We start from the raw sequence: 22,912 nt of genomic DNA, 5'->3' as shown, positions 1-22,912 counted from the left end.
CCCTATCGGAACGCCCGGTTCAGCTCTCCAGCGCCCGCGGCCGCAGCCAACGCGGCGTCCAGCCGAGATTCATGCCGGCGGCGGCAAGGAGGATGATCGCGGCACCGGCGATCTGCATCGGTTGCAGCGCATGGCCGAAGGCCAGCCGGTCGACCATGATCGCCGCGATCGGATAGATGAAGGACAGGGCGCCTGTGAGATGCGTCGGCAGCCTCTGGATCGCGCCGTAGAGCAGCACATACATCAGCCCGGTATGAACGACGCCGACGGTCACCAGGATCGCCCAGGACCCAACATCGCCGGGCGGATGGGAAAAATCCGTCATCGGCGCCAGCATCAGTATGCCGGTTGCGACCTGGATGAGCGCGATCAGATGCGGCGGCGTGCCTTTCAGCCATTTCGCGGCAAGGGCAGCGAGCGCGTAGAAGAAAGCCGCACCGAGCGCCATCAGGATGCCGAGGCCGTAGCCGTCAGATGTCGCCCCGCCTGTCTCCGGTTTTGCCTCGACGATGGCAATCATGCCGGCGAAGGCGAGTGTCAGCCAGAACAGCTTGGTGGCGGTGATCTTCTCGCCGAGAAAGAGCGCGCCGAGCGCCAGCAGCATGAAGGGCTGGGTGTTGTAGACGGTCGTCGCTATCGAGATCGTCGCATGCGAATAGGAGGCAAACAGCAGCAGCCAGTTCAAGACGATGGCGATGCCGCCTGATATGGCGATGCCGAAGGCGCGCAGCGTGATGATGCCGGGCCGCAGCAGCCCGAGAGCGCCGCAGATGACAAGCAAAGTGACCGCGCCGAACAGGCAGCGCCAGAAGACCACGCCGCTGACCGGCTGTCCCGACATGACGACGAACCAGCCGATTGTCCCCGAAATCAGCATCGCTGCCGTCATTTCCACTGTGCCTCTTTTGATGTCACTGCCCATGATTGCCTCCATTTCGGTGGCATAAGAATATTGCGGCGAGAGGCGATTTTATATAATGATAGAAAGGGAGATGACCGATATAATCTAATAAAAGAAGGAAAATTGATCGCCATGGCTAATGATGTGCAATCGCTCGACGAAATCGATCAGGCCATTCTGGAGGCGCTGGCTGGCAATGCGCGAATCTCGCTGAAAGAACTGGCGCAGCAGGTCGGCCTGTCCTCGCCAAGTGCCGCCGAGCGCCTGCGCCGGCTGGAGGAACGCGGCGTCATCAAGGCCTTCACCATCGATCTCGATCCCGCCGCCGTCGGTTATCCCCTGCAGGCGATCGTGCGGGTGCGTCCGCTGCCGGGGCAGCTGCACATCGTCGAGCGGATCATCCAGGACATTCCCGAAATCATCGAATGCGACAAGGTGACGGGCGAGGATTGTTTTATCGCCCGCCTGGTCATCCGCTCCATGGCCGACCTCGACGGCATCCTCGACCGCGTTGCCGAAAGGGCGGAGACTAACACCGCGATGATCAAAGCCTCTCCCGTCAAACGCCGCCTGCCACCGCTTTCACGCCGGAAATAGGGCGCGGCGAAACGCCAGCCATTAGCGTAAATATGCAATCGCTAGAATTTTGCGGCTCCACATTTGTAGCCATGACCGCCGACGGACCCAAAGGCGGTCGTAATGTTTTCAAACAACGGAAGTTCTTGTGCAATCCAGACAATCATTTAAGTTGTAGCGATGATAAAATTGATATTGGTGATTGCGGCAACTTTGACATTTGGAGCGGTTTTTTGCGTTATGCTGACCGAGATCGCGAAAAAAACCGATATCATGAGATCGCCTCCGTCATTCCATGCAAGGCAAGCCAAGGTGATACTTCCGCTTATGGCGCTTTTCGTCTTGCTTATTTTGCTCGCCAGCCAAGCCGAATCGTGGGGATGGCCATAGTCGGGTGACTTCATGTCCGCTGGCGGTTCCCGCATTTCCTTGGGCGGAGCGATTATTCGAAATACAAAATGTCCTCAAAAGCGCATCGCGCCCTTGGCGAGGCCCAAGCGCATCGCAGGAGTATTTCCGTCTTTCCCCTTAACAATCAAGTTGAAGTACGTGCTGAAGATCACGAGGCCCGCGCTGTCGAGGCGCTTGGCCATCAGACGCCGGTGGAGCCGAAGCCGCCTGCGCCGCGCACCGTTTCGCTGGCCGCGGTGATCTCGGCCACCCGCGCCTGGGTTACCGGCGCGATCACCATCTGGGCGATACGCATGCCGCGCGAAATGATAAAAGGCTCGTCGCCGAGATTGATGAGCAGCACCTTCACCTCGCCGCGATAGTCGCTGTCGACGGTGCCCGGCGAATTCAGGCAGGTGATGCCGTTTTTGAAGGCCAGGCCGGAGCGTGGCCGCACCTGTCCCTCGAATCCTTCGGGAATCTCGAAGATGAAGCCTGTCGGCACCAGCGCCCGTTTGCCGGGCAGAAGCGTCAGCGGCGCTGCCTCGTCGACGGCAGCACGCAGGTCCATGCCGGCCGCTCCCTTGCTTTCATAGGCGGGCAGATCGAGGCCTTCGCCATTGGGTAGGCGGATCAGGTTCAGCGTCGGGCTGATGAATGGTCATGGCCCATTACTTTGTGCCCGAAGGCCCGAGGTCAATTGCATTGCCGGGCTTTAATCGCTAGATACGCGACAATTCCACAGGATTCACAAGCATGGCCGAAAGTCTCGCCGAGGCGGTCTCCCGCCGCCGCACATTCGCTATTATCGCCCACCCGGACGCGGGCAAGACGACGCTCACCGAAAAGCTGCTGCTGTTCGGCGGCGCCATTCAGCTTGCCGGCGAAGTCAAGGCGAAGAAGGATCGCATGCAGACGCGCTCCGACTGGATGAAGATCGAGCGCGAACGCGGCATCTCCGTCGTCACCTCGGTGATGACCTTCGAATATAACGACAATGTCTTCAACATCCTCGACACGCCGGGTCACGAGGATTTCGCCGACGACACCTATCGCACGCTGACCGCCGTCGACGCCGCCGTCATGGTGATCGATGCCGCCAAGGGCATCGAGCCGCGCACGCTGAAGCTTTTCGAAGTCTGCCGCATGCGCGATATCCCGATCATTACCTTCATCAACAAGATGGACCGCGAAAGCCGCGATCCCTTCGAGATCCTCGACGAGGTGGAAGAGAAGCTGGCGCTGGATACGGCGCCGATCACCTGGCCGATCGGCCGCTCGAAGACCTTTTGCGGCTCCTACAATATCGCCGCCAACACGGTGCGCGGTTCGGATACCGAAATCGAGGGAACACCGGTCAACGGCCCGCAAAGCGTGGCCGGCAGGCTGCCGGAAAACGAGCGCCAGGTCTTCATCGAGGAGACCGAGCTGGCGATCGAGGCCTGCCGTCCCTTCGACCGCGAAGCCTTCCTGGAAGGCCATATGACGCCGGTCTTTTTCGGCTCGGCGCTGCGCAATTACGGCGTTCGCGACCTCATCAACGCGCTCGGCGATTTTGCGCCGCCGCCGCGTGACCAGGTCGCCGATACCAGGACCGTGCATGCGACCGACGACAAGATGACGGCCTTCGTCTTCAAGATCCAGGCCAACATGGACCCCAACCACCGCGACCGCATCGCCTTTGCCCGCATCTGCTCCGGCAAGCTCGAGCGTGGCATGAAGGCAAGGCTCGCCCGCACCGGCAAGCAGCTCGGCCTGACGGCGCCGCAATTCTTCTTCGCCTCGCAGCGCCAGCTCGCCGACACCGCCTATGCCGGTGACGTCGTCGGCATTCCGAACCACGGCACGCTCCGGATCGGCGATACGCTGACCGAGGGTGAATCGCTGGTCTTCCAGGGCGTGCCGAACTTCTCGCCGGAAATCCTGCGCCGCGTGCGTCTGGAAGACGCGATGAAGGCGAAGAAGCTGAAGGAAGCCCTGCAGCAGATGGCCGAGGAAGGCGTCGTTCAGCTGTTTTCGCCGGAAGACGGCTCGCCGGCGATCGTCGGCGTCGTCGGCGCCCTGCAGCTCGACGTCTTGAAGGAGCGGCTGATGGCCGAATACGGCCTGCCGGTCTCCTTCGAAATGTCACGTTTCTCGGTCTGCCGCTGGATCTCGGCCGATCTGCCGGCCGATCTCGAGAAATTCCTCACCGTCAAACGCGGCGATATCGCCCGCGATCTCGACGGCGATCCGGTCTTCCTCGCCCAGGACGGTTTTTCGCTGCGTTACGAGTCCGAGCGCCATCCGGCGATCAAGATGGTCGCCATCAAGGAATATCACGCCGCCAAGGCGGCGTGAGCGATTGACCGGGAGGCGGTCGCGGCGGCGCTGATGTTGGCACGTCATCAAGCCCAATCAGATAACAAAAAAAGCCGTTGGGCCGCCTACGGCTATTTTTCCCGCATCGCTCGGCGGAAGTTCTGGGCGATCGGCTCAGCCAGATAAGAAAGCACGGTGCGAGCACCCGTCCGGATCATCGTTTCGCTCGACATGCCGGGCATCAGCTTGCGGCCCTCCAGCTTGGCGAGTTCGCTCTTGTCGATCACCACGGTCGCGGCGAAATAAGGTGCACCGCTGCGCTCCTCCGTCATCCGGTCAGCCGATACGACCTCCACGACGCCGTCGAGCGGCGGCAGGCTGTAGCGGGCGAAGGCCGGGAAACTGACGCGCGCGAGCTGTCCGGGGGCGATCGTCTCGACGTCCTCTGGCCTGACCATGGCCTCGACCACGAGTTGCTGTCCGAGCGGCACGACGGTCATCAGTGTCTCGCCGGGTTTTACGACGCCGCCCGCCGTGTGGACCTTCAAATCCATGACGATGCCGTCAACGGGGGCGACGACATTGGTACGGGCAAGCACGTCTTTGGCGGAACGCTCCTCCTGTCTGAGGTCAAACAACTCCGCCTCGACCTTGCTCAACTCCTCGACGGCCTCGTTGAGGCGCACCGTGCCGAGGTTCAAGATCTGCATGTCGATCTCGGCCATGGCGCTTTTGGCGCGAGCGATGGCCGCGACGTTGGTGGCGCGTTCCCCCTCGATCTCCCGCTGTTGTCGCCTGAGCATCAGGTTCCGCTCGCGTGTGACCAGCCCACGCTTGATCAGGCTTTCTAGGTCTTTGGTTTCGCCCTCCAGCGCTTCGATCTGCTTGTCCTCGGTGACGATAAGCCCCTCCAGTCCCGTTATCTCTTCCTCGGTCTGGTGACGGCGCTGGCTGAGAATTTCCCGCTCGTCCTTCAAATTGTCGTGCTTCGCGGCGAACACGTCACGCTGTGAGGCCACCGCGTCCTTTGCGGCTTTGGCGGGGTTTGCGAGCAATGCCGGATCAAACTCGATGTCGACCTTGCCGTCACGCTCAGCCCTGAGACGAGCGGCAAGCGACTCACGCGTTGCTATCCGGTTCTGGATCAGATCAAGCCTCGCCTTTGCCGGTGTGTTGTCGAGCTGGATGAGGACCTTGCCCGCCTTGACGATATCACCGTTGGCGGCGTGCAGCTCTGCGATGATGCCGCCCTCGAGGTGCTGGATGAGCTTGCGGTCGCCGGCAACCTTGATAACGCCCGGTGCCACGGCGGCGCTGTCCAATGGTGCAAGCGTCGCCCAGCCCCCCGCCATGCCGAAGAACAGGAACATGATTGCGAAGCCGGTGAACGTCACGCCGGTGAGACGCAGGGGGACCGGCGCGGCGGGTGGCGAAACGGGTAGCGGAACGACCTTCATATCCTGCATATCTGTTTTCTCTTCCGTGCTTACTTCGCCACTATGGTCGGCATCTGGCTAACCTTGCGGGCGCGCGCGGCGAGCTCGTTGAAGACATAGTCGCGTGGACCGAAGAGGTCCTGTTGGCCCCGGTTGAGGATCAATATCTTGTCAACCGTCTCCATGATGTTCGGCCGGTGCGCGATCAGGATGACAGTCGTGCCTGTCGCCTTGACCGTGCTGAGGGCGGCGATCAATGCCTCCTCCCCTTCGCGGTCGAGATTGGAATTGGGCTCGTCCAGGATAATGAGCGCCGGGTCGTCGTAGAGTGCTCGCGCCAGGCCGATGCGTTGGCGCTGTCCGCCTGACAGCACCGCGCCGGATTCGCCGATCTCGGTGAGGTAACCCTTCGGCAGTCCTTTGATCAATTCGTGGACACCCGCCAATTGCGCGGCCTTGACCACCTTGTCGAAGACCACCGGGCTGAGCTTTGCGAAGCGGCAGATGTTTTCCGAGACGGTACCGGCGAAGAGCTCAATGTCCTGCGGCAGGTAACCGACATAGTGACCACGGTCTTCTGCCGCCCATTGGGCAACGTCCATGCCATCAAGTAATGCACGCCCTCCGGATGGACGCCAGGCGCCGGCCAGTATTCGCGCCAGACTCGTCTTGCCGGCCGCGCTCTGGCCGATCAGCGCCATCGATTCACCGGCCTCGAGGTGGAAGTCGATCCCTTTCAGGATAGGCTCGCCGCCCTGTCGGGTAAGCACAATATTGTCGGCCTCAAACTTACCTTTCGGCCGCGGGAGTGGCAGAACCGGTGTCGCCTCCGGGTGCTGCCCGGCGACGGCGGTGAGACGCCGGTAAGCGGCACGCGCTCCGACCGTCGCCTTCCACGTGCCGATCGCTTGTTCGACCGGGGACAAGGCGCGACCCATCAGGATGGAGGCGGAAACCATGATTCCGGCTGAAGCTTCGTTGCGAAGGACGAGATAAGCCCCAAGGCCGAGTATCCCCATTTGCAGGGCCAGCCGGTGACAACGGGCGATGGCGGAGATGATGCCGCCGCGGTTGGCGGCAAGCACCTGGCCCCTGTTTGCCTCGTCCTGCTGCGTCTTCCAGCCCTCCATCAAGGGCTTCAACATCCCCATCGCCTGGACGACCTCGGCATTGCGGATTGCGGCCTCGGCCTGGACATAGGCGCGCGACTGTGCGCCTGCCGCCTCGGTCAACGGCTTGCGGGTCAGCCATTCGTTGAGCAAGGCCAGCGCAAAGAGCACCGCCCCGCCGCAAAGCGCCAACCAGCCCAGCCACGGATGCATGAAGAATATGGCGGCGAAAAACAGCGGCGCCCACGGCGCGTCAAGAATCGGAAAGATGCTTGGGCTGGTGAAGAAATTTCGGACTTGATCGAGGTCGCGCAGCGGACGGGCGTTGACCTGGCCGGGCGCTGAGGCGGCATATTCCACCGATGCGGTCAGCAGAACCGGCGCCAGACGCGCGTTCATCCACGATCCGACGGTTGCCAGAAGGCGGCCGCGCACCACCTCCAGCCCCGCCATAGCCGCAAGTGCGCCCGCCGCCATCAGCGACAGCATTGCCAACGTCTCCAGACTGTGGCTGGACAAAACACGGTGGTAGACCTGCAGCATGTAAAATGCCCCGGTCAGCATCAGCACATTGATGCCGCCGCTGAACCAGATAAGCGGTCGGATCGCCCGTCTGGCTTCTTTCATCACCACCTGAAGCGCCGGGGGCGGCTGTTTGGTTTTCATCTTTCCAGCTCTGGTACTCGAGACAACACGTCATGCAATGGCAGAACGGGGGCAGCTTTCGCTGCCCCGCTGGTCATATGTCAGGCGACGTCAACAAGGATGTGCTGCATCACCGTCTGGTCTCCGTCCGCATCGACCACCTGGAAGGCGAAGTCGAGGTTGGCGTTCGGCGTCTCGGTCACGGTCGAGGTGAAGCCGATGTCGGTGATCTTCAACACGTCATTATCGGTGGCGTCGAAGTTCACCAGACCGCCGATCGCATTGCTGCCGCCATTGGCGCCAGTCGCCTTCACCAGGTCGATCGCCGTATTGTTGCCGGTGATCCCGTTGCCCGACTGCATGATCTGCGCGCCCTGCAGCACGTAGTCTTCGCCGGCGGCGTTGTAGTCGTTCTGCTCGACGATCACGAGGCCGTCATTTTGGTCGAGCGTGAACTCGCTGCTGTAGGCGGTCGGGACTTGGCCTGTCTTGTAGATGGCGTCATTCGACACATACATGGCCCGGGTGATCGTCGTGTTGTCGTCCGCGGTGCCGGCGATATTGTCGGCGCCGTTTTTGTCGATCAGATTGAGGATCAGCATCAGGTCCTCGCTGTTGCCGATGCCGTCGAACTTGATGGCCATTGCGCCGGCGGTCGCCGTCGGGGTCGTGGCCTCGCTGGCAATGCCGACATTGCTGCTGAAGAACCGCAGGGTGAGCAGTTCGTCTTTCTGGATGGTGTCGCCGGCAACACCATTGGTGCTCTGCGTCGCAGACACCCATGTTTCATTGGTGTTACTCACCATCTCGTGACCACCGAGGGTGAAGGTGGAGTCGGCGGATGACCCCTGGCCATTGCTCGTCAAGCTGAATGGGTGGGATCTGTCGATCGCGTTGCCCGTGAACTGTACGTAGAAGTCTTCATCATCAGGCGTGTTCGGGTCATCCTTCTGCAGCCCCTCCACCACGATCTGCGGATGGCCGGTATTGCTCGTCGGCTCCTTGGACAGGAGCTCGCTGGTGTGGAGAACGTCGAAGCTGAAGCCTTCCAGCGGGTCGGTCAGGTTGACGGTATAGGTGTCGCCGGCCTTGTCGAAGACAAGCGTGCCGCCCGCCGTGCCCGCCTGGACGCCGGCTGCCGGATCCTTGTCATAGGTGAAGTTGAAGTTGAACGTCGCCGAGGTGAGGCTCTCTGACGCCAGCGTCACATTCGAGGTGACGAGATTGCCGCCGCCACCGCCGGTAATCGCGCCGGTCAGTCCGATCTGGACACCGGCCGTCCCGCTATCCTGGTCGACAAAGTCGGAACCGCCAGCGGTGTAGAAAGCCGCCGGATGGACATCCGCCCCGATATTGTAGCCGAAGGCGCCGCTGGCCGAGGCGTTGAGCACGTTGGCCAGGGTTTCGTGCTGGATGCCTATGAGAGCCGGGTTGCCGTCAAACGGCACCGTGATCGTAGGCCCGTCATCCTTGAAGTAGAGGCTCTGGCCGATATGGGCGGTGGAGGTTGCCTGATCGCCGTCGCCATCGGTGATGGTTGCGGTCAGGGTGATGTCGGCAGCCGCCAGGGTGGTGATGTCGTCCGGGTCGTTGGCATCAGCATGGACGACCGCCCTTGTCTGGTCGAGGGTGATGACGCCGGCAGCGCTGACGCCGACGGTGAAGACGATCGGACCGCCAGCTCCGGCGCGGCCGACCACGCTGCCGCCTTCCAGGAAGAGCAGGACGGACTGGCCGGTTTCGGTATCGGTAAGACCGCTGACATTGTTGTTCGGGTTGATGCCGAGCGCATAGGTGATACCGTTGCCAACGCCATCGGCTCCGGGGAAGGCGACGAAGGCGGCCCCGAGGGCGCTGACATCGGTCGTCAGGTCGGTCTCGTCGACGATCAGTGGAAACGGGCCGCCTTTTATCCCGATTATCGGCGCGTCATCCTCGAAGTTGAAATTCTGGCCGATATTGTGGGTGGCTGCGGCGTGATCGCCGTCGCCGTCGGTGATGGTCGCGGTCAGCGTGACGAGGTCGGCGGCGGCCAGAGTGATGCTGTCGTCCGGGTCGCTGGCGTCGGCATGGACCACGGCCCGCGCCTGGTCGAGGCTGACGAGGCCGGCAGCGGTGACGCTGACGGTGAAGACGACCGGGCCGCCGGCTCCGGCGCGGCCAACGACACTGCCGCCTTCGAGGAAGAGCAGCACGGACTGGTGGGTTGCGGTGTCGGTGAGGCCGCTGACATTGGTGATCTGGCTGATGCCGAGCGCATAGGTGATGGCGTCGCCATCGGCGCCGGCATTCGCGGTGAAGGAGGTCGCGAAGTCGCCGCTGGCATCGGTGGTCAGGTTGGTCTCATCGACCGTCAGTACCGGCGGGGTGCCGGTTGCCGTGATGCTTGGCCCGTCGTCGTCGAAGTTGATGAAGGAGCCAACCTCTTCGTTGTGAGCGTTGCCGACCTCGCCACCATAATGCACCTCTTTGACATCGAAAAAGTCTTTCTCCGTGTCGATATTCCTGATGGTGAAGCGATCGAATGTTCCGCCAGCTCCGCCTGCGGTCGTGAAGTCGATCGTCACGCCCTCGCCGACTTTCCCGAGGATCAATCCAGTGCCGGCGAGATTGACCGTGATGCCGAGCTCCGCGGCTGTTTTTGTCACGCCGTTCAGCTTGAACGTCACGCCGGTGATGTTGATCTCGGCATCGTTGTCGTCTGTGGGGAAGGCAGCACCTTCTACGTTGTCGTTATTATTGTAGGCGTGGATCTCAATGTCGGCGACGGTGCTGGTCGGCGTCGACTGCGAGATCGAGAAGCCGGCGGTGGAGACGTTCTCGAGGTGGGTGCCGTAGTCGGGCGCGGTTGGCGTGCTGGTAAAGTTCTTGCCGGCGCTCTGGGTGCCGCCGGTGATCAGGTCGATCTGGAGCTCGCGGCCGAAACGCACGTCTTGCGATGCGACACCCAGGCCTTGGGTACTGACGTTGACTTCCGCCTGCACGCCATTGTCGTGCGCGGTGACCAGGATCTTCTGGGGGCTGGCTGCATCGGCGTCGAGAATATACCAGTTGTTATGTCCGGACGGGGCATCGCCAAGCTGGCTGAAATTGACCACCGAGGTTCCACTGACCGAGGCGAACACCTTGTTCGTCAGATCGATGCGGTCGTCGGCATTGGTCGCATCGGGATGGAACAACGGCACATACTGGACTGTGTACAGGTCGGCATTGGTGGCGCTGGTGCCGATCAGCGCCAGCGAGAAGGCGAGCGGCCCGGTTTCAGCCGGCTCGGTGAGCGGGTTAGAGGTCCCGATGACGCCGATCACCACGTTCGAATGTGTCGGGTCCTGGAACAGCCAGACATAATTGCCGTCGACGGTGCGGATGCCGCTGTTGACGCCGACCGTGGTGGAAAACGGGGTCCCGGAGGCGCTCTGGGTGAGAACGACCGAGGTGATGGTTTCCCCGGCGCTCGCCGAGGCCACGACGAAATTGCTCTGGTAGGCGACCTCCGGTGGGGTCAGCCCGCCGGCAGCGTCGAGACCCAACAAATATTGCACCGTGGTATTGTTGTGCGGCGGAGTGGCGGGGTTGATATCGTTGTCCGTTAGACCGGTGGTCTCGTCGATGATGATGTCTTGGGTCGTGATGTCGAGTGCCATGGAGTTTCTCCCTCGGTTTCTGTCGCATTAGCAGGGGAGATACCGGCCCCAGATGCCGAATTGCATCCGCGCGGGTCTACCCCTTTGCGCATTGAATTTGCGGCTCTCTATCGACGAGCATTGTGTCGTCGATAGCGCGCACTAGTCCATCTCAGTTGGAAGGGTATTAAGACCAAAGCCTATAAGCACATTAGGACTAAAGTCCGTAACTAGGGCTGCATAATGACAACTCCCAAGATTACTTCCTCAGATATGCAAGAAAGAGTTGGTAAAGTTCGGAAATGTCCTTTGAAAGCTATGTTAACCCCTCGCGCCCCTCACGCGAATTTCTCCTCAATATTATATATACTACAAATTCAACTGTTATGCACTTAGCCAGTTCGAGCTACAATGTGGAGCTGTATTGAACTGCATTGAGCGTTTTGTATCTGCTCGTGGACGAATACACCGCATTTCAGATTTTACTGAGTACTGGCGGGAGACCCGGGGCGTCGCGGATCGTCGAAAAAGCGAGGCAGTGGTTGTGATAAGAGGAGGCTAAAGGCCCCGCAGCTCGACGTCCTGAAGGAGCGGCTGATGGCCGAATACCCTTCGAAATGTAGTGTTTCTCCGTCTGCTGCGTTATGCCGCGGAGCGTTATCCCGCCAGCCGTTCCGCCAGGAAGTCGACGACGGCGCGCACTGCCGGCAGTTGGCCACGCCGATGCGGCATCAGGATCGTCGTCTCGATACTGCCGGCCGTCCATTCCGGCAGCACCCGCACCAGCCGCCCGTCCGCCAGCGCCTTGCGGCAGACGGATGTCGGCAGGCAGGTAATGCCAAGCCCCGCCATGGCCATTTCCATCAAGACATAGGGCTCATCCGCGGCCATGACGGAATGCAGCGTGACGAGAACCTTATCGCCGCCCGAATAAAGCCGCCACTGGTCCTCTGTCAGGCTGGTCATGATCGTCGCATGCTGTGTCAGTTCCTCCGGCCGGCGCGGTTCGCCATGGGCACTGATATAATCCGGCGAGGCGAGGATGAAGAAAGGATGGCTGGCGAGCTTCCGCTGCACCAGCGCCGAATCCGGCAGCGGCGTCCGGTGGCTGCGCAGCGCGATGTCGAAACCTTCCTGGACGATATCGACGAAGCGGTCCGTCACATGCACGGAAAGCCGGAGCTTCGGAAATCGCGCCGCCAGCGCCGGCAGATGCTCCGTCAGCGTGAACTGTGCCGTCGGCACCGAGGCGGTCAGGCGAACGCTGCCGGCAGGTTCGGCCAGATGCCGCCGCACGATGCCCTCGGCCATCTCCGCCTCGATGATCGAGGCCTGGGCATGCCGAAAGAACTCGCGGCCGAGCTCGGTCAGCGCGAAGCTTCGCGACGTACGCTGGATCAGCCGCACGCCAAGCCGCCCCTCCAGCTCGGCAACCCGCTTGCTCACCGTCGATTTAGGCATGCCGAGATGTCTCGCCGCAGCCGTAAAGCTGCCGCTGTCGACGGCCTGGACGAAAAGATGGAGGTCGTTGAGGTTGAAAAGCGCCATCGTCATCTTCCAGATACGTGGACATTGCGAAGCATTTATAGTCTCTACCGCAAGATCGTCCACATCCTCATATTCATCGCGTCCAAACGGGTTCAATTCTGAAAGGAACGATTGATGTCACCCATATTGTTTTACGGCGTCCCTGAAGGCTGCTCCTTCGGCTCGATCGTCGCGCTGGAATGGTCCGGCCTGCCTTATCGGCTCTGCCGCGTTGAGATGCCGGAAATAGTCTCCAGCGAAGAATACAAACGGATCAACGCAGTCGGCGAAACGCCGTCGCTGCTCCTCGAAGATGGCAGGACGATCAGCGAAAGCATGGCGATCCTCCACCATATTGGCGCCGGCACGATCGGCAAAGGTCTGGGCTTTGTGCAGGGGTCGGCGGATTTCGATCGGCTGAACCAGATGCTCGCCTTTCTCAATACCACCTTCTTCAAGGCCTTCGGCCCGCTCTGGTATGCGATCGAGCATCCAATGGAGCCGGAGGAGAAGCAGGTCCTCACCGCCTATGGAATCGCCGCGGTCGAAAAGGCGCATCAGACGCTGGAGCGTCTGCTCGACGGCCGCGAATGGCTTCTCGGCAACGGGCCGGGCCTGGCGGACGCCTATTTCGTCGGCATCGCCCGCTGGAACGACTTTCACCAGGTCGTCGACCGCAGGCAGTTTCCCGGCCTGCATCGCCTCTATGAGCGCATGCAGCAGGAGCCGGCCGTGCGTTTTGCCCATGCGATCGAGCATCGCCAGGAGGCGAAAAGCAGCGGCGGTTTCCGCGGTGAGGTCGACCTGGCCGAGGCGCTCGGCCTGTTGAAACAGGCGGCCTGATTGCCGCAGCCATCGCACCCCTCGGGGTGCGATGGCCAATGTGCCGGTCAGCCGGCAGCGACGATCTCGATCTCGACGAGCCAGTCGTCGCGCAGCGTTTCGACGATGATCGCCGTGGTCGGCACGGCGCGGCCGCCAAGCGCCCGAAGACGGGCATTCTGGTTCGCCTCGATAAAGGCGCCGTCGCTGAGATAGCTCGTCAGCCGCACGATATTGTCCACCGTCATATCAGCGGACGTGAGGATGGCGCGCAGATTGGACCAGATGAGGTCCAACTGGCCTTCCAGATCGGCCGCGGCCATTCCCTGTTGATCGAGACCCATGGTGCCGCTGACGAAGAGCAGCCGGGACGGTTGCCTGACCTCCAGCGCATGGATGTAATCAGGGCTGGCCGCATAGATCCCGTTTGCTGGATTGTGCGCGATCATCTCCATGAGATCTCTCCTCCTCCGAATATCCTGTTGAAGAATGCCAGTATCGGCGATTATTCTTCGGCAGAAAGGGGAGTTTGCGGAATGGCGAAAAATACAGACGATCTTCGGCAGAGACGGCCCCAGCAGCCGGTCATCGATGCCTTCGACCGAAGAATATTAGCCGCGCTCGCCGCCGACGGCAGCCAGAGCTATGCCAGGCTTGGCGAAACGGTCGGCCTGTCAGCGCCGGCCGTGCATGAGCGTGTGCGCCGACTGAGACAATCCGGCGCCATCAAGGGCGTGCATGCCGCGCTGGATGGCGCAGCGCTTGGCAAACCGCTGCTTGCCTTCGTGCATGTGGAGGCGGCCGGCTGGGGCAAGAGCGAGCGGCTGATACAGGTTCTGCAGTTTCCCGAGGTCGAGGAGATGCATTCGGTCGCCGGCGACGCCAGCGTTCTCTTCAAGGTTCGCACCGCCAGCCCGCAGGCCTTAGAGGCTTTTCTCGCCCAGATCCATGCCGTCCCCGGCGTCACCGGCACCCGCAGCTATATCGCCCTATCCACCTATCTGGAGCGTCCGGTCCAGGCCGGCGTGACCGATCGCTGGCCGGGTATGCCGCTGCCGGAATAAAGGCGCGATGGTAAGCCGGCCTGAGCCTAATCCTCTCTCTCGAAGCGTGGCAGCTTTTCGATATTCGCCAGCCCAGGCAAAGCCGAGCGGCACCATATCTGCTTTTTCGGCACCAATTCCCGCCGCTGGTCGATGCCGCCGACGCGGATGCCGATGGCGCCGCCTTCGCCGTCTGTGCGGTAGAGCGGCGATCCGCAATTCGGGCAGAAGAATTGACGGCTGAGACCGCCGCTGTCGCCATATTTTGCGTAGCCTTTTGGCTCACCTGAAGTCAGTGTGAAACTTCCCGGCCGCGCGGGTGCTGTGATGCGATAGGCGGAGCCCGTCAACCGCTGGCAATCGGTGCAATGGCAGATCGAGACCCGCTCCGGGTCGATCTCCGCCTGATAGCGGATCGCCCCGCAGTGGCATCCTCCGGTGATATGCATCGGCGATTCCTCAGTCTGCCGGCGGAGCGGCCGCGTGTGTGGCGTAGAAGGCCTTCGCATCCGCCGTGAAGGCCGCCCGCTGATCGGCTTTCGTATAGAACATATGGCCGCCGCGATAAAGCTTCAGCCCGACGCGGCCGCCGGCGAGCGAGGGCGGCAGATGGTCGACCACGTAACGGCTGACGCCATAGGGCGTCACCACATCGCTGTAGCCATGTGCAATCAGCAGATGGAAGGCCGAGTTCGAGGCGAGCAGCTGCCGGATGTTATCGGTGGCGCTGGCCTGGAAGCGCGATCCGCCGCCACGTCCTCCACCCCACTCCCAGCGTGGGCTGATATCGCCGTCGAGCAGCGAATAGGTCATCTCGGTCTTGAAGCCGAGCTCGTTGCGGGCGTAATCGGCAAAGGCGCCGCCATAGGCGCGGGCGAAGCCGTCGAGGATGGCGTCGTCGCCGCGATCGTAATCCGATTCCGGATAGGGATCGGGTGCTGCAAAGGAAGCGTCGTAGGCGCTCATCACCTCGCCGCTGCCGGCGTCCGAATGTTTGACGTAGGAATTGCCGAGGAAGCCGCGGTTGCGGGTAACGATATCCTCGGGAATGCCCGTCAGCCCGGCGATCCTGCCATAGAAGACGGCGGCGTCGGCACCCGTCGGCGGCGGCCCGGCCAGCGTCGTCAGATAGTCCCCGAGCGCGAAGATCTCGGCCGCCTTCTGCTTCTCTTCGTCAAAGGCCTTGTGCCGGTCGAGTTCGGCTGCCGCCAGTGACGGCAGCTCCAGCGCTGCGCCGAGCGCGAACTGATCGGCATTGAACATCAACTGGCCCTCGAGCAGGGGGGAAAGCATCACCGCGCCGGCGACAATGATTCCCTGGCTTTCCTGCAGCACCGAGGCGACCTTGGCCGCACGGAAGCCGCCATAACTCTCGCCGAGAAGATATTTTGGCGAGTTGGAACGGTTGTTGTGCGCGACATAGAGCGCGATCGCCTTGGCGATGCTTTCAGCATCTGAGTTGACGTTATAATAATTGGAGGCGTCGTCGGCCTTCGCCGTCCGGCTCCAGCCGGTGCCGATCGGGTCGATCAGCACGAGATCGGTGAAATCGAGCCAGCTTTGCTCGTTATCGACGAGTTTCGCATTGGCGCCGTCGCGTCCGTCCGGCCCGAAATCGAGCACCTTCGGCCCGACCAGCCCGAGATGCAGGAAGGCGGAAGCAGCACCCGGCCCGCCGTTGAAGGCAAAGGTCAGAGGCCGGTTCGGCCCGGCATCCCGCGCGACATAGGCGGTGTAGAAGATCGCGCCGGTCTGCGCGCCGTCCTGGCCGAAGAGATCCAGCGTGCCGGCGGTTGCAGTATAGGCGAGCTTCCGGTCGCCGATCGTCAGCGCGTGCTCTGTGACGGAATCGGCCGGCAGCAGCTTCAATACGCCGTCGCGCGCGCCGCTGTGGACATTTGCCCTCGGCTGACTGCTTTCCTGCGCATAGGAAAGGGCGGGGGTCAGCATTGCCGCAAGTGCGGCGAGCAGAAACAGGGTTCGTATGCGCAAGATGTCTCCTCCGGCGGTGGGGAATGAGAGGCTGAGATAGCGTAGCATCCGCGGCCGACGACGGGCATCAAGAGATGGTGATGGACAGGTGAGCGAAGGGCTCAGCCGTCCTTTTCGACCGCATGGACATTGATCTCGACCGCCCGCCCGGCCTTCCAGCCATTGATCGCCGCTCCAAGCCCGAGCGCAATGAAGAGAGCCGCGCACCAGGAAAAACTTCCGGTCCAGCCGCGGATGAGGCCGACGATGAGCGGACCGATGGCGGCGAGCAGGTAACCGACGCATTGCGCCATGCCGGAAAGATGGGCGGCGACATCGGGATCGCGCGAGCGCAGCACGATCGTCGTCATGGCCGCCGCGATCAGCCCACCCTGGCCGATGCCCTGCAGTACCGCCCACAGCCAGACCGTCGAAAGCGGCGCAAAGAGCAGGCCGAGCAGGGCGATGACGGCAACGCCACAGAGGCTCGCATTGATCAGCCGCTGGTCGCGGCCGCGCACGGCGATATGCGGCACGATCAGGCAGGATGCCGCCTGCACCATCACCGACAGGGAAACGATTGCCCCGGCAGTGACCCCGTCGAGCCCGCGTTCGCGCAAGATCGGAACCAGCCAGCTGAAGACGCAATAGGCAAGCGCCGATTGCAGCCCCATGAACAGCGTCACCTGCCAGGCGAGCCGGTCACGCCAGAGGCTTTTGAGGTGGAAGCCGTTTCGTCTTGCCTGGGTGCCGCTGCGAAGAACCTCAGGCAGCCAGAGCAGGCTGACGGCGAGGGCGGGTAGCGCCCAGATGGCGAGCGCGCCCGCGAGAGAGCCGCCGAGTGCGTGCTCGATCGGCAGCGTCAGCCCGGCGGCACTGGCCGCCCCGGCGCAAAGCGCCATCGTGTAGAAGCCGGTCATCAGCGCGGCGCGCCCGGCGAAATCCCGCTTCACCAGCCCCGGCAGCAGCACATTGCCGACGGCAATGCAGGCGCCCGCAAGGGCCGTGCCGATGAAGAGCAGCGGTATGGAGGAAAGCCCGCGCAATGCGGTGCCGAGAGCCAGAAGCAGGAGAACGCCGAACAGCGTGCGTTCAGTCCCGAAGCGCTGAGCAAGACGAGGGGCAAGCGGCGAGAAGGCGCCGAGGCAGACGACCGGAAGCGTCGTCAGCAGGCTGGCGCCCAGCGCACTCAGGCCGAATTCCCCACGGATTTCCGGCAGCAGCGCCGAGGCGCTGGAGAAGACCGGGCGCAGGTTGAAGGCGATCAGCACCAGGCTTGCGCCCAGCAGAAACCGATCCGCAACTCCCCGTACCGGCGTTGCCTGCGGCGGTGGAAGGCTGCCGGCCTCGGCATCAACAAGCAGATCGTCGGCAGGCTCAAGCGCGCTGGCGGCATGGTTGGCAGGCGTGTTCATGACAGGATCATCCGGTCGAGTGCGGCAAGAACCGGCGCCATGAAGCGGCGCACCGCCGCATCCGCACTATCGGGGTCGCCGGTCTCGATGGCGTCGACGATATCGGCATGCGCCTGCATATCGGGTTCCGGAATATCCTTGCCGAGCGTCGCCGCGATGGTATCGGCGATCGAGGCCGAGAAGAAATCATAGATCTCGATCATCGCCCGGTTGCCGGAAGCGGCGATGACAGCCTTGTGGAAGGCGAGGTCGCGTTCGATGAAGGCGGCCTGATTGCCGCCATCGTAATTGCCGCGTTCGGCAAGCAGCCTGCGAAGCCCGGCAATCGTCTCCAGCGTCTTGCGCATCGCCGTCAGCCGGGCGGCCTCGACGTCGAGCGCCAGGCGCGCCTCGAACTGGTCGCGCAGGCTGGCGCGCCGCGCCATCGTCAGTGGCCGTCCGGCGTCGCTGGTCGCGCGGACATAGGTTCCCGAACCCTGCCTTGTTTCGAGATAACCCTGAGAGGCGAGAACGCGCACCGCCTCGCGCACCGTGCCGCGGCTGACGGACAGCATGGCCGAGAGCGAGGCTTCATTCGGCAATTTTTCGCCGACCGCCCAGCGTTTGCCGAGAATGTCGCCGCGGATCGCCTCGATCGCCTCATCGGCGAGATTGGTTTTGCTGAGCGCTCGCATTTCAATACTCATAAAGTCATCAGATGACTTTATGAGTATTGAAATTTCGATCTTTCGTCAACGCCTGGCATCAAGACAATAAAGACATCAAGACAGTAAAAAAGGGCCGCCTCAGCGACCCTTTCCATGAGTTTGGCCTCTAACTGGCCTGGACTGTCTATGCAGCCCTAGGAAGGCGGGGATTAGAGCGAGGGCTGCCTCGCCTTCGTCACCTCTTCCATGCCCGTTACGAGGTCCGAAATCTCATTAGACATTGGATCACCTTCCTTTCGTTCTGTTGCTGATGACTTAAAGTTAGGCTGATTCTTCGCAGATGCAAGAGAGAAATCCGTTCAATGCGCAGCTTTGATGAAGGTGCCGTTCTGCAGTTCGCGCATCGCCTGCATGATTTCCTCGCGCGAATTCATCACGATCGGGCCGTGCCAGGCAACCGGCTCCTCGATCGGCTTGCCGGAGACAAGCAGGAAACGGATGCCCTGGTCGCCTGCCTGCACCGTCACTTCGTCGCCGCTGTCGAAGACCACGAGCGTGCGGTTGCCGGACATGTCGCGGATATTCAATTCCTCGCCGTCGACTTCCTTCTCGACGCGCACGCCGAAGGGTTTCGATGCATCGCGGAAGGTGCCGGAGCCGGCGAAGATATAGGCGAAGGCATTGCGGTAGGTATCGACCCGTAGGCGCTTCTTCCGGCCGGGCGGCACTGACACGTCGAGATAGATCGGCTCGGCGGCGACGCCATCGACCGGACCGGCCTTGCCCCAGAAATCGCCGCAGATCACCCGCACCGCCGTGCCGTCATCATCGACGACGACAGGAATATCGGTGGATTTGACGTCCTGGTAGCGCGGCGCCGTCATCTTCAGCGAGGAGGGCAAGTTCGCCCAGAGCTGGAAGCCGTGCATTCGGCCAGCAAAATCGCCCTTCGGCATTTCCTGGTGCATGATGCCGCTGCCGGCTGTCATCCACTGGATGTCGCCGGCGCCGAGCAGGCCGCTATTGCCCAAGCTGTCGCCGTGCTCGACGGTGCCGGCGAGCACATAGGTGATCGTCTCGATGCCGCGATGCGGATGCCAGGGAAAACCGCGGATATATTCCGCTGGATTGTCGTTGCGGAAATCATCCATCATCAGGAATGGATCGGTCATCGCGGGATCGCCGAAGCCGAAGACGCGGTGCAGCTTTACGCCGGCGCCTTCCATGGTCGGTGTGGCAGTACTTTCATGCTTGACGGGGCGGATCGACATGGCGTCCTCCTAGGGGTTCAACTTGGCGGCGACTATAGCCGCCCGGCTGCCGGGCGCGAAGTCTGCGGGGCAGACAACGCAGTGTTCACAAAAGAACACAGCGTTTCGCCGAATTTGAAGAGGTCAGGCGTCAAGGAATCGTCATGTTTCACTTGCAAACCGGCCGGGCGTTAAGCTGTTATTAGCGACGACATTCGACAATTCAGTTGAGTTTCAGCATTTCCCGCCGATGCGGCGGGTTCCGGAGCAAAGAGCCATGTGTCGCTGGGCAGCCTATCGCGGAGACCCTCTCTATCTCGAAGATCTGGTATCCTCGCCCGCCCATTCCCTGATCGAGCAGTCGCATTGCGCCACCCGCGCCAAGACGGCGACGAATGGCGATGGTTTCGGCATTGCCTGGTATGGTGACAGGCCCGAGCCCGGCCGCTACCGCGATATCCTGCCGGCCTGGTCGGATTGCAATTTGAAGAGCCTGGCACGGCAGATCCGTTCGCCGCTCTTCCTCGCCCATGTCCGCGCTGCCACAGGCGGCGGCACGCGCCGCGACAACTGCCATCCCTTCACCAATGGCACCTGGTCCTTCATGCACAACGGCCAGATCTCCGGCTTCGAGCGCCTGCGCCGGCCGATGGAGGCGATGCTCGACGATGAATTGTTCAATGCCCGCGGCGGCACGACCGATTCCGAGCTGATGTTCCTGTTGGCGCTGCAGTTCGGCCTGCGCGAAGCGCCGGTCGCCGCGATGGCGGAAATGATCGGCTTCATCGAGGACCTGGCGGAAAACACCATCGGCTCGATCTTGCTGCGTTTTACCGCTGCCTTCTCCGATGGCAACACGCTCTATGCGATCCGTTATGCCACAGATCGCAGGGCCCCGACGCTCTATGCTTCTCCCGTCGGCGCGGGCTATTGCCTTGTGTCCGAGCCGCTGAACGACGATGGCGATGCCTGGGCCGAGATCCCGAACGGCAGCGCCGTCACCGTCGGTAAAGGCGGCATCGATGTCGCCGACTTCCGGCCGGAGAAGCGGAGCGCGTCCAAGCCGCTACGGGTCGCTATTCCAGCCTGAGCCGCTTGCGATCAGCTGAGCCGCTCGGCGTTAGCCGATCTGCTTGGCGATCAGCGCCGCGAGCCTTTCGGCAACCTCTTCCTTCGTCAGGTCAGGCCATTGCTCGACACTGCTGTGGCGAATGAGTTTGACGCTGTTGCGGCTGCCGCCCATGATACCTGTCGCAGGGGAAACGTCATTGGCGACGATCAGGTCGGCGCCTTTCCTTTCGAGTTTCGCCTTCGCATTGCTTTCGACGTCCTGCGTCTCGGCGGCAAAGCCGATCACCAGCCTCGGCCGCATCGTATGATGGCCGACGGTTTTCAGGATGTCCGGGTTCTCGGTCAGCGCCAGCGTCGGAATGGATTCGCCGGGATGTTTCTTCAGCTTCTGGTCGGCGGCCGAGGCGACGCGCCAGTCCGCAACCGCCGCGACCATCACCGCGATGTCGGCCGGCAGCGCCGCAAGCACGGCATCGCGCATTTCCTCCGCCCGTTCGACATGCACGGTGCCAACGCCGACGGGGTCGGCGATCGCCACCGGCCCCGATACGAGCGTCACATCAGCCCCGAGCTTTGCAAGGGCTGCGGCGATCGCATGCCCCTGCCGGCCGGAGGAGCGGTTGGCGATATAGCGCACCGGATCGATCGGTTCGTGCGTCGGTCCTGACGTGACGATCGCTTTGCGTCCCTTGAGCGGCTTTTCTCCATCGTCGAGCATCGTTTCGACCGCAGCGACAATGTCAAGCGGTTCCGCCATCCGGCCAAGCCCGGCCTCCCGGCTTTCCGCCATCTCGCCGGCCATCGGCCCGACGAAGCGGATGCCGTCGGCTCGGAGCATCGCCGCATTCCGCCGCGTCGCCGGGTGCGCCCACATGGCGGGGTTCATCGCCGGTGCGGCAAGCACCGGCCTGTTCGTCGCCAGAAGCACGGTCGAAGCGAGATCGTCGGCAAGCCCGTTCGCCATCTTCGCCATCAGATCGGCGGTGGCAGGGGCGATTAGCACGAGGTCGCAGTCGCGCGCCAGCCTTACATGACCGATATCCTGTTCGTCCTGGCGCGAAAACAGATCGAGGAAGACATGGTCCGCCGCCAGTGCACCAACGGCAAGCGGCGTGACGAATTCCTGCGCGCCTTTGGTCATGACGGGGCGCACGCTCGCGCCGCGCTCGCGCAGCCGGCGGATCAGATCCAGGCTCTTATAGGCCGCGATGCCGCCGGAGATGATGAGGAGGATGCGTTTGCCGCTGAGAGCCATGGCCTTCTTCCCGTTGCCTTTTCTGACCACCCTCGACCCTAAGCCTTTGGCGTTGAACATGCAATCGCGGGGACGGCACCCATCGGCCGCAGCCGGCGGGTCCGCCCCGTTCATGACGTCAGCTGTCATCTTCGTCGGGTCAGAGGTTGCTCATCCCGCCGTCGATGATGAGTTCGCTGCCGACGATATAGGCCGCCTCATCGGAGGCGAGGAAGACGATCGTCTTGGCGACTTCGCCGGGATTTCCGAAGCGGCCGACGGGGATCTGGGCCTGGATCTGCTCGGCCATCGCCTTGGATTGGGCTTCCGAAGCACCGAGCTTGCTGTAAAGCGGCGTGGCGATCGGACCGGGGCTGACGGCGTTGACGCGGATGCCGCGGCCGATGAGTTCGCCCGACAATGTTTTGGCAAGCGTCAGCAGCGCGCCCTTCGTCAGCGAATAGACGCTGGAGTTCGGCATGCCGATATGGGCGTTGATCGAGGTGTTGAGCACGATCGCGGCCTGCTTCGAAAAAATCGGCAGCAGCGCCTGAATCAGGAAGAACGGTCCTTTGACGTTGATATCAACCGACTTGTCGAAGGCGGCTTCGCTCCACTGTTCCAGCGGCCCGAATTCGGCGACCCCGGCGTTGACGAAGAGGATGTCGAGCGTGCCGAAAACCTCTCTCACGCTATCGGCGACGGCCTTCTGGCCGACCGCATTGCCGGCATCGGCCTGGATGACGGTGGCTTCGCCGCCAAGTTCGGCGCGGGCCGCCTCGACGCTTGCCGCGCTGCTGCCGGTAACGACGACGCGGGCGCCCTCGGCGATGAATTGGCGGGCGGTCTCGAGACCGATGCCGCTGGTGCCGCCGGTGATGAGGGCTGTCTTGTTTTGCAGGCGTGACATGATGACGTTCCTTTGATCGAATTTTGGGCCGCGGCCCGTTG

At 62.3% G+C, this 22,912-nt stretch carries 21 protein-coding genes; 6 read left to right on the top strand and 15 right to left on the bottom strand.

The features are described 5' to 3' along the window. Positions 1-19: 19 nt before the first annotated feature. Positions 20-934: a DMT family transporter gene (locus tag ACS4RR_RS00865; protein WP_456189577.1), complete on the bottom strand. Its 915-nt coding sequence runs from the start codon at positions 932-934 to the stop codon at positions 20-22. A 99-nt stretch (positions 935-1,033) separates the two neighbouring features. Between ACS4RR_RS00865 and ACS4RR_RS00860 the strand changes: the two genes are divergently transcribed. Further along, a complete protein-coding gene (locus ACS4RR_RS00860) occupies positions 1,034-1,498 on the top strand; it encodes an Lrp/AsnC family transcriptional regulator (RefSeq protein WP_130787920.1) in 465 nt (154 codons plus the stop codon). A gap of 71 nt (positions 1,499-1,569) precedes the next feature. Then, positions 1,570-1,875: a hypothetical protein gene (locus ACS4RR_RS00855; protein WP_456189576.1), complete on the top strand. Its 306-nt coding sequence runs from the start codon at positions 1,570-1,572 to the stop codon at positions 1,873-1,875. A gap of 66 nt (positions 1,876-1,941) precedes the next feature. On the opposite strand, the gene ACS4RR_RS00850 is transcribed toward ACS4RR_RS00855, so the two are convergent. Both ACS4RR_RS00850 and dut read right to left on the bottom strand, forming a co-directional pair. After that, positions 1,942-2,070: a hypothetical protein gene (locus tag ACS4RR_RS00850; RefSeq protein ID WP_456189575.1), complete on the bottom strand. Its 129-nt coding sequence runs from the start codon at positions 2,068-2,070 to the stop codon at positions 1,942-1,944. Continuing rightward, on the bottom strand, positions 2,070-2,522 hold the full coding sequence (gene dut / locus ACS4RR_RS00845) for a dUTP diphosphatase (protein WP_456190174.1): 453 nt from the start codon (positions 2,520-2,522) through the stop codon (positions 2,070-2,072). The genes ACS4RR_RS00850 and dut overlap by 1 nt, the downstream gene beginning before the upstream one ends. Before the next feature lie 101 nt (positions 2,523-2,623). On the opposite strand from dut, the gene ACS4RR_RS00840 reads away from it, so the two are divergent. Further along, on the top strand, positions 2,624-4,207 hold the full coding sequence (locus tag ACS4RR_RS00840) for a peptide chain release factor 3 (RefSeq protein ID WP_456189574.1): 1,584 nt from the start codon (positions 2,624-2,626) through the stop codon (positions 4,205-4,207). A 92-nt stretch (positions 4,208-4,299) separates the two neighbouring features. Here the strand turns inward: ACS4RR_RS00840 and ACS4RR_RS00835 are convergent, their stop codons facing one another. The 4 genes from ACS4RR_RS00835 to ACS4RR_RS00820 form a co-directional block, all read right to left on the bottom strand. Continuing rightward, the gene (locus ACS4RR_RS00835; protein WP_260109904.1) at positions 4,300-5,634 is read right to left on the bottom strand and encodes an HlyD family type I secretion periplasmic adaptor subunit; all 1,335 of its coding nucleotides are present in this window, start codon (positions 5,632-5,634) and stop codon (positions 4,300-4,302) included. Positions 5,635-5,654: 20 nt separating this feature from the next. Next, the gene (locus tag ACS4RR_RS00830) at positions 5,655-7,379 is read right to left on the bottom strand and encodes a type I secretion system permease/ATPase (RefSeq protein WP_260109905.1); all 1,725 of its coding nucleotides are present in this window, start codon (positions 7,377-7,379) and stop codon (positions 5,655-5,657) included. 80 nt (positions 7,380-7,459) lie between these two features. Continuing rightward, on the bottom strand, positions 7,460-11,002 hold the full coding sequence (locus ACS4RR_RS00825; RefSeq protein ID WP_260109906.1) for a DUF5801 repeats-in-toxin domain-containing protein: 3,543 nt from the start codon (positions 11,000-11,002) through the stop codon (positions 7,460-7,462). A gap of 636 nt (positions 11,003-11,638) precedes the next feature. Beyond that, on the bottom strand, positions 11,639-12,529 hold the full coding sequence (locus ACS4RR_RS00820; protein ID WP_456189573.1) for a LysR substrate-binding domain-containing protein: 891 nt from the start codon (positions 12,527-12,529) through the stop codon (positions 11,639-11,641). Positions 12,530-12,643: 114 nt separating this feature from the next. Between ACS4RR_RS00820 and ACS4RR_RS00815 the strand changes: the two genes are divergently transcribed. Next, positions 12,644-13,351: a glutathione S-transferase family protein gene (locus tag ACS4RR_RS00815; protein WP_456189572.1), complete on the top strand. Its 708-nt coding sequence runs from the start codon at positions 12,644-12,646 to the stop codon at positions 13,349-13,351. A gap of 47 nt (positions 13,352-13,398) precedes the next feature. Here ACS4RR_RS00815 and ACS4RR_RS00810 read toward each other — a convergent pair whose 3' ends face one another. Further along, positions 13,399-13,785: a RidA family protein gene (locus tag ACS4RR_RS00810; RefSeq protein ID WP_456189571.1), complete on the bottom strand. Its 387-nt coding sequence runs from the start codon at positions 13,783-13,785 to the stop codon at positions 13,399-13,401. A gap of 27 nt (positions 13,786-13,812) precedes the next feature. On the opposite strand from ACS4RR_RS00810, the gene ACS4RR_RS00805 reads away from it, so the two are divergent. Then, the gene (locus ACS4RR_RS00805) at positions 13,813-14,394 is read left to right on the top strand and encodes an Lrp/AsnC family transcriptional regulator (protein ID WP_456189570.1); all 582 of its coding nucleotides are present in this window, start codon (positions 13,813-13,815) and stop codon (positions 14,392-14,394) included. Positions 14,395-14,420: 26 nt separating this feature from the next. Here the strand turns inward: ACS4RR_RS00805 and ACS4RR_RS00800 are convergent, their stop codons facing one another. The 5 genes from ACS4RR_RS00800 to ACS4RR_RS00780 form a co-directional block, all read right to left on the bottom strand. After that, positions 14,421-14,822 (bottom strand): GFA family protein, encoded by a 402-nt coding sequence (locus ACS4RR_RS00800; protein WP_222387231.1) that lies wholly within the window; start codon positions 14,820-14,822, stop codon positions 14,421-14,423. 10 nt (positions 14,823-14,832) lie between these two features. Beyond that, on the bottom strand, positions 14,833-16,365 hold the full coding sequence (locus ACS4RR_RS00795) for a S10 family peptidase (protein ID WP_456189569.1): 1,533 nt from the start codon (positions 16,363-16,365) through the stop codon (positions 14,833-14,835). A 101-nt stretch (positions 16,366-16,466) separates the two neighbouring features. After that, positions 16,467-17,759, bottom strand: a complete 1,293-nt coding sequence (locus tag ACS4RR_RS00790; RefSeq protein ID WP_260109911.1) for a CynX/NimT family MFS transporter — start codon at positions 17,757-17,759, stop codon at positions 16,467-16,469. Then, positions 17,756-18,433 carry a FadR/GntR family transcriptional regulator gene (locus tag ACS4RR_RS00785; protein WP_260109912.1) on the bottom strand — a complete coding sequence of 226 codons (678 nt, stop codon included), beginning with the start codon at positions 18,431-18,433 and terminating at the stop codon, positions 17,756-17,758. The genes ACS4RR_RS00790 and ACS4RR_RS00785 overlap by 4 nt, the downstream gene beginning before the upstream one ends. A gap of 332 nt (positions 18,434-18,765) precedes the next feature. Further along, positions 18,766-19,677 carry a pirin family protein gene (locus tag ACS4RR_RS00780; protein WP_260109913.1) on the bottom strand — a complete coding sequence of 304 codons (912 nt, stop codon included), beginning with the start codon at positions 19,675-19,677 and terminating at the stop codon, positions 18,766-18,768. Positions 19,678-19,933: 256 nt separating this feature from the next. On the opposite strand from ACS4RR_RS00780, the gene ACS4RR_RS00775 reads away from it, so the two are divergent. Beyond that, positions 19,934-20,746, top strand: coding sequence for a class II glutamine amidotransferase (locus tag ACS4RR_RS00775; RefSeq protein ID WP_260109914.1), 813 nt, complete (start codon positions 19,934-19,936; stop codon positions 20,744-20,746). Positions 20,747-20,776: 30 nt separating this feature from the next. Here ACS4RR_RS00775 and coaBC read toward each other — a convergent pair whose 3' ends face one another. After that, positions 20,777-21,982, bottom strand: coding sequence for a bifunctional phosphopantothenoylcysteine decarboxylase/phosphopantothenate--cysteine ligase CoaBC (coaBC, locus tag ACS4RR_RS00770; RefSeq protein WP_260109915.1), 1,206 nt, complete (start codon positions 21,980-21,982; stop codon positions 20,777-20,779). A gap of 139 nt (positions 21,983-22,121) precedes the next feature. Then, entirely contained in the window at positions 22,122-22,871 is a 750-nt protein-coding gene (locus tag ACS4RR_RS00765; protein ID WP_260109916.1) for an SDR family oxidoreductase, read from the bottom strand. Positions 22,872-22,912: the final 41 nt, after the last annotated feature.

Source organism: Rhizobium zaerense (genome assembly GCF_051810725.1).
Taxonomy (GTDB): domain Bacteria; phylum Pseudomonadota; class Alphaproteobacteria; order Rhizobiales; family Rhizobiaceae; genus Rhizobium; species Rhizobium leguminosarum_I.
This window is presented reverse-complemented; position numbering and strand designations above follow the sequence as displayed.

Coding starts and splice junctions, on each gene's coding strand:
- ACS4RR_RS00865 (WP_456189577.1), bottom strand. CDS start 934: ATGGAGGCAATCATGGGCAGTGACATCAAAAGAGGCACAGTGGAAATG.
- ACS4RR_RS00860 (WP_130787920.1), top strand. CDS start 1,034: ATGGCTAATGATGTGCAATCGCTCGACGAAATCGATCAGGCCATTCTG.
- ACS4RR_RS00855 (WP_456189576.1), top strand. CDS start 1,570: ATGACCGCCGACGGACCCAAAGGCGGTCGTAATGTTTTCAAACAACGG.
- ACS4RR_RS00850 (WP_456189575.1), bottom strand. CDS start 2,070: ATGGCCAAGCGCCTCGACAGCGCGGGCCTCGTGATCTTCAGCACGTAC.
- ACS4RR_RS00840 (WP_456189574.1), top strand. CDS start 2,624: ATGGCCGAAAGTCTCGCCGAGGCGGTCTCCCGCCGCCGCACATTCGCT.
- ACS4RR_RS00835 (WP_260109904.1), bottom strand. CDS start 5,634: ATGCAGGATATGAAGGTCGTTCCGCTACCCGTTTCGCCACCCGCCGCG.
- ACS4RR_RS00830 (WP_260109905.1), bottom strand. CDS start 7,379: ATGAAAACCAAACAGCCGCCCCCGGCGCTTCAGGTGGTGATGAAAGAA.
- ACS4RR_RS00825 (WP_260109906.1), bottom strand. CDS start 11,002: ATGGCACTCGACATCACGACCCAAGACATCATCATCGACGAGACCACC.
- ACS4RR_RS00820 (WP_456189573.1), bottom strand. CDS start 12,529: ATGGCGCTTTTCAACCTCAACGACCTCCATCTTTTCGTCCAGGCCGTC.
- ACS4RR_RS00815 (WP_456189572.1), top strand. CDS start 12,644: ATGTCACCCATATTGTTTTACGGCGTCCCTGAAGGCTGCTCCTTCGGC.
- ACS4RR_RS00810 (WP_456189571.1), bottom strand. CDS start 13,785: ATGGAGATGATCGCGCACAATCCAGCAAACGGGATCTATGCGGCCAGC.
- ACS4RR_RS00800 (WP_222387231.1), bottom strand. CDS start 14,822: ATGCATATCACCGGAGGATGCCACTGCGGGGCGATCCGCTATCAGGCG.
- ACS4RR_RS00790 (WP_260109911.1), bottom strand. CDS start 17,759: ATGAACACGCCTGCCAACCATGCCGCCAGCGCGCTTGAGCCTGCCGAC.
- ACS4RR_RS00785 (WP_260109912.1), bottom strand. CDS start 18,433: ATGCGAGCGCTCAGCAAAACCAATCTCGCCGATGAGGCGATCGAGGCG.
- ACS4RR_RS00780 (WP_260109913.1), bottom strand. CDS start 19,677: ATGTCGATCCGCCCCGTCAAGCATGAAAGTACTGCCACACCGACCATG.
- ACS4RR_RS00775 (WP_260109914.1), top strand. CDS start 19,934: ATGTGTCGCTGGGCAGCCTATCGCGGAGACCCTCTCTATCTCGAAGAT.
- coaBC (WP_260109915.1), bottom strand. CDS start 21,982: ATGGCTCTCAGCGGCAAACGCATCCTCCTCATCATCTCCGGCGGCATC.
- ACS4RR_RS00765 (WP_260109916.1), bottom strand. CDS start 22,871: ATGTCACGCCTGCAAAACAAGACAGCCCTCATCACCGGCGGCACCAGC.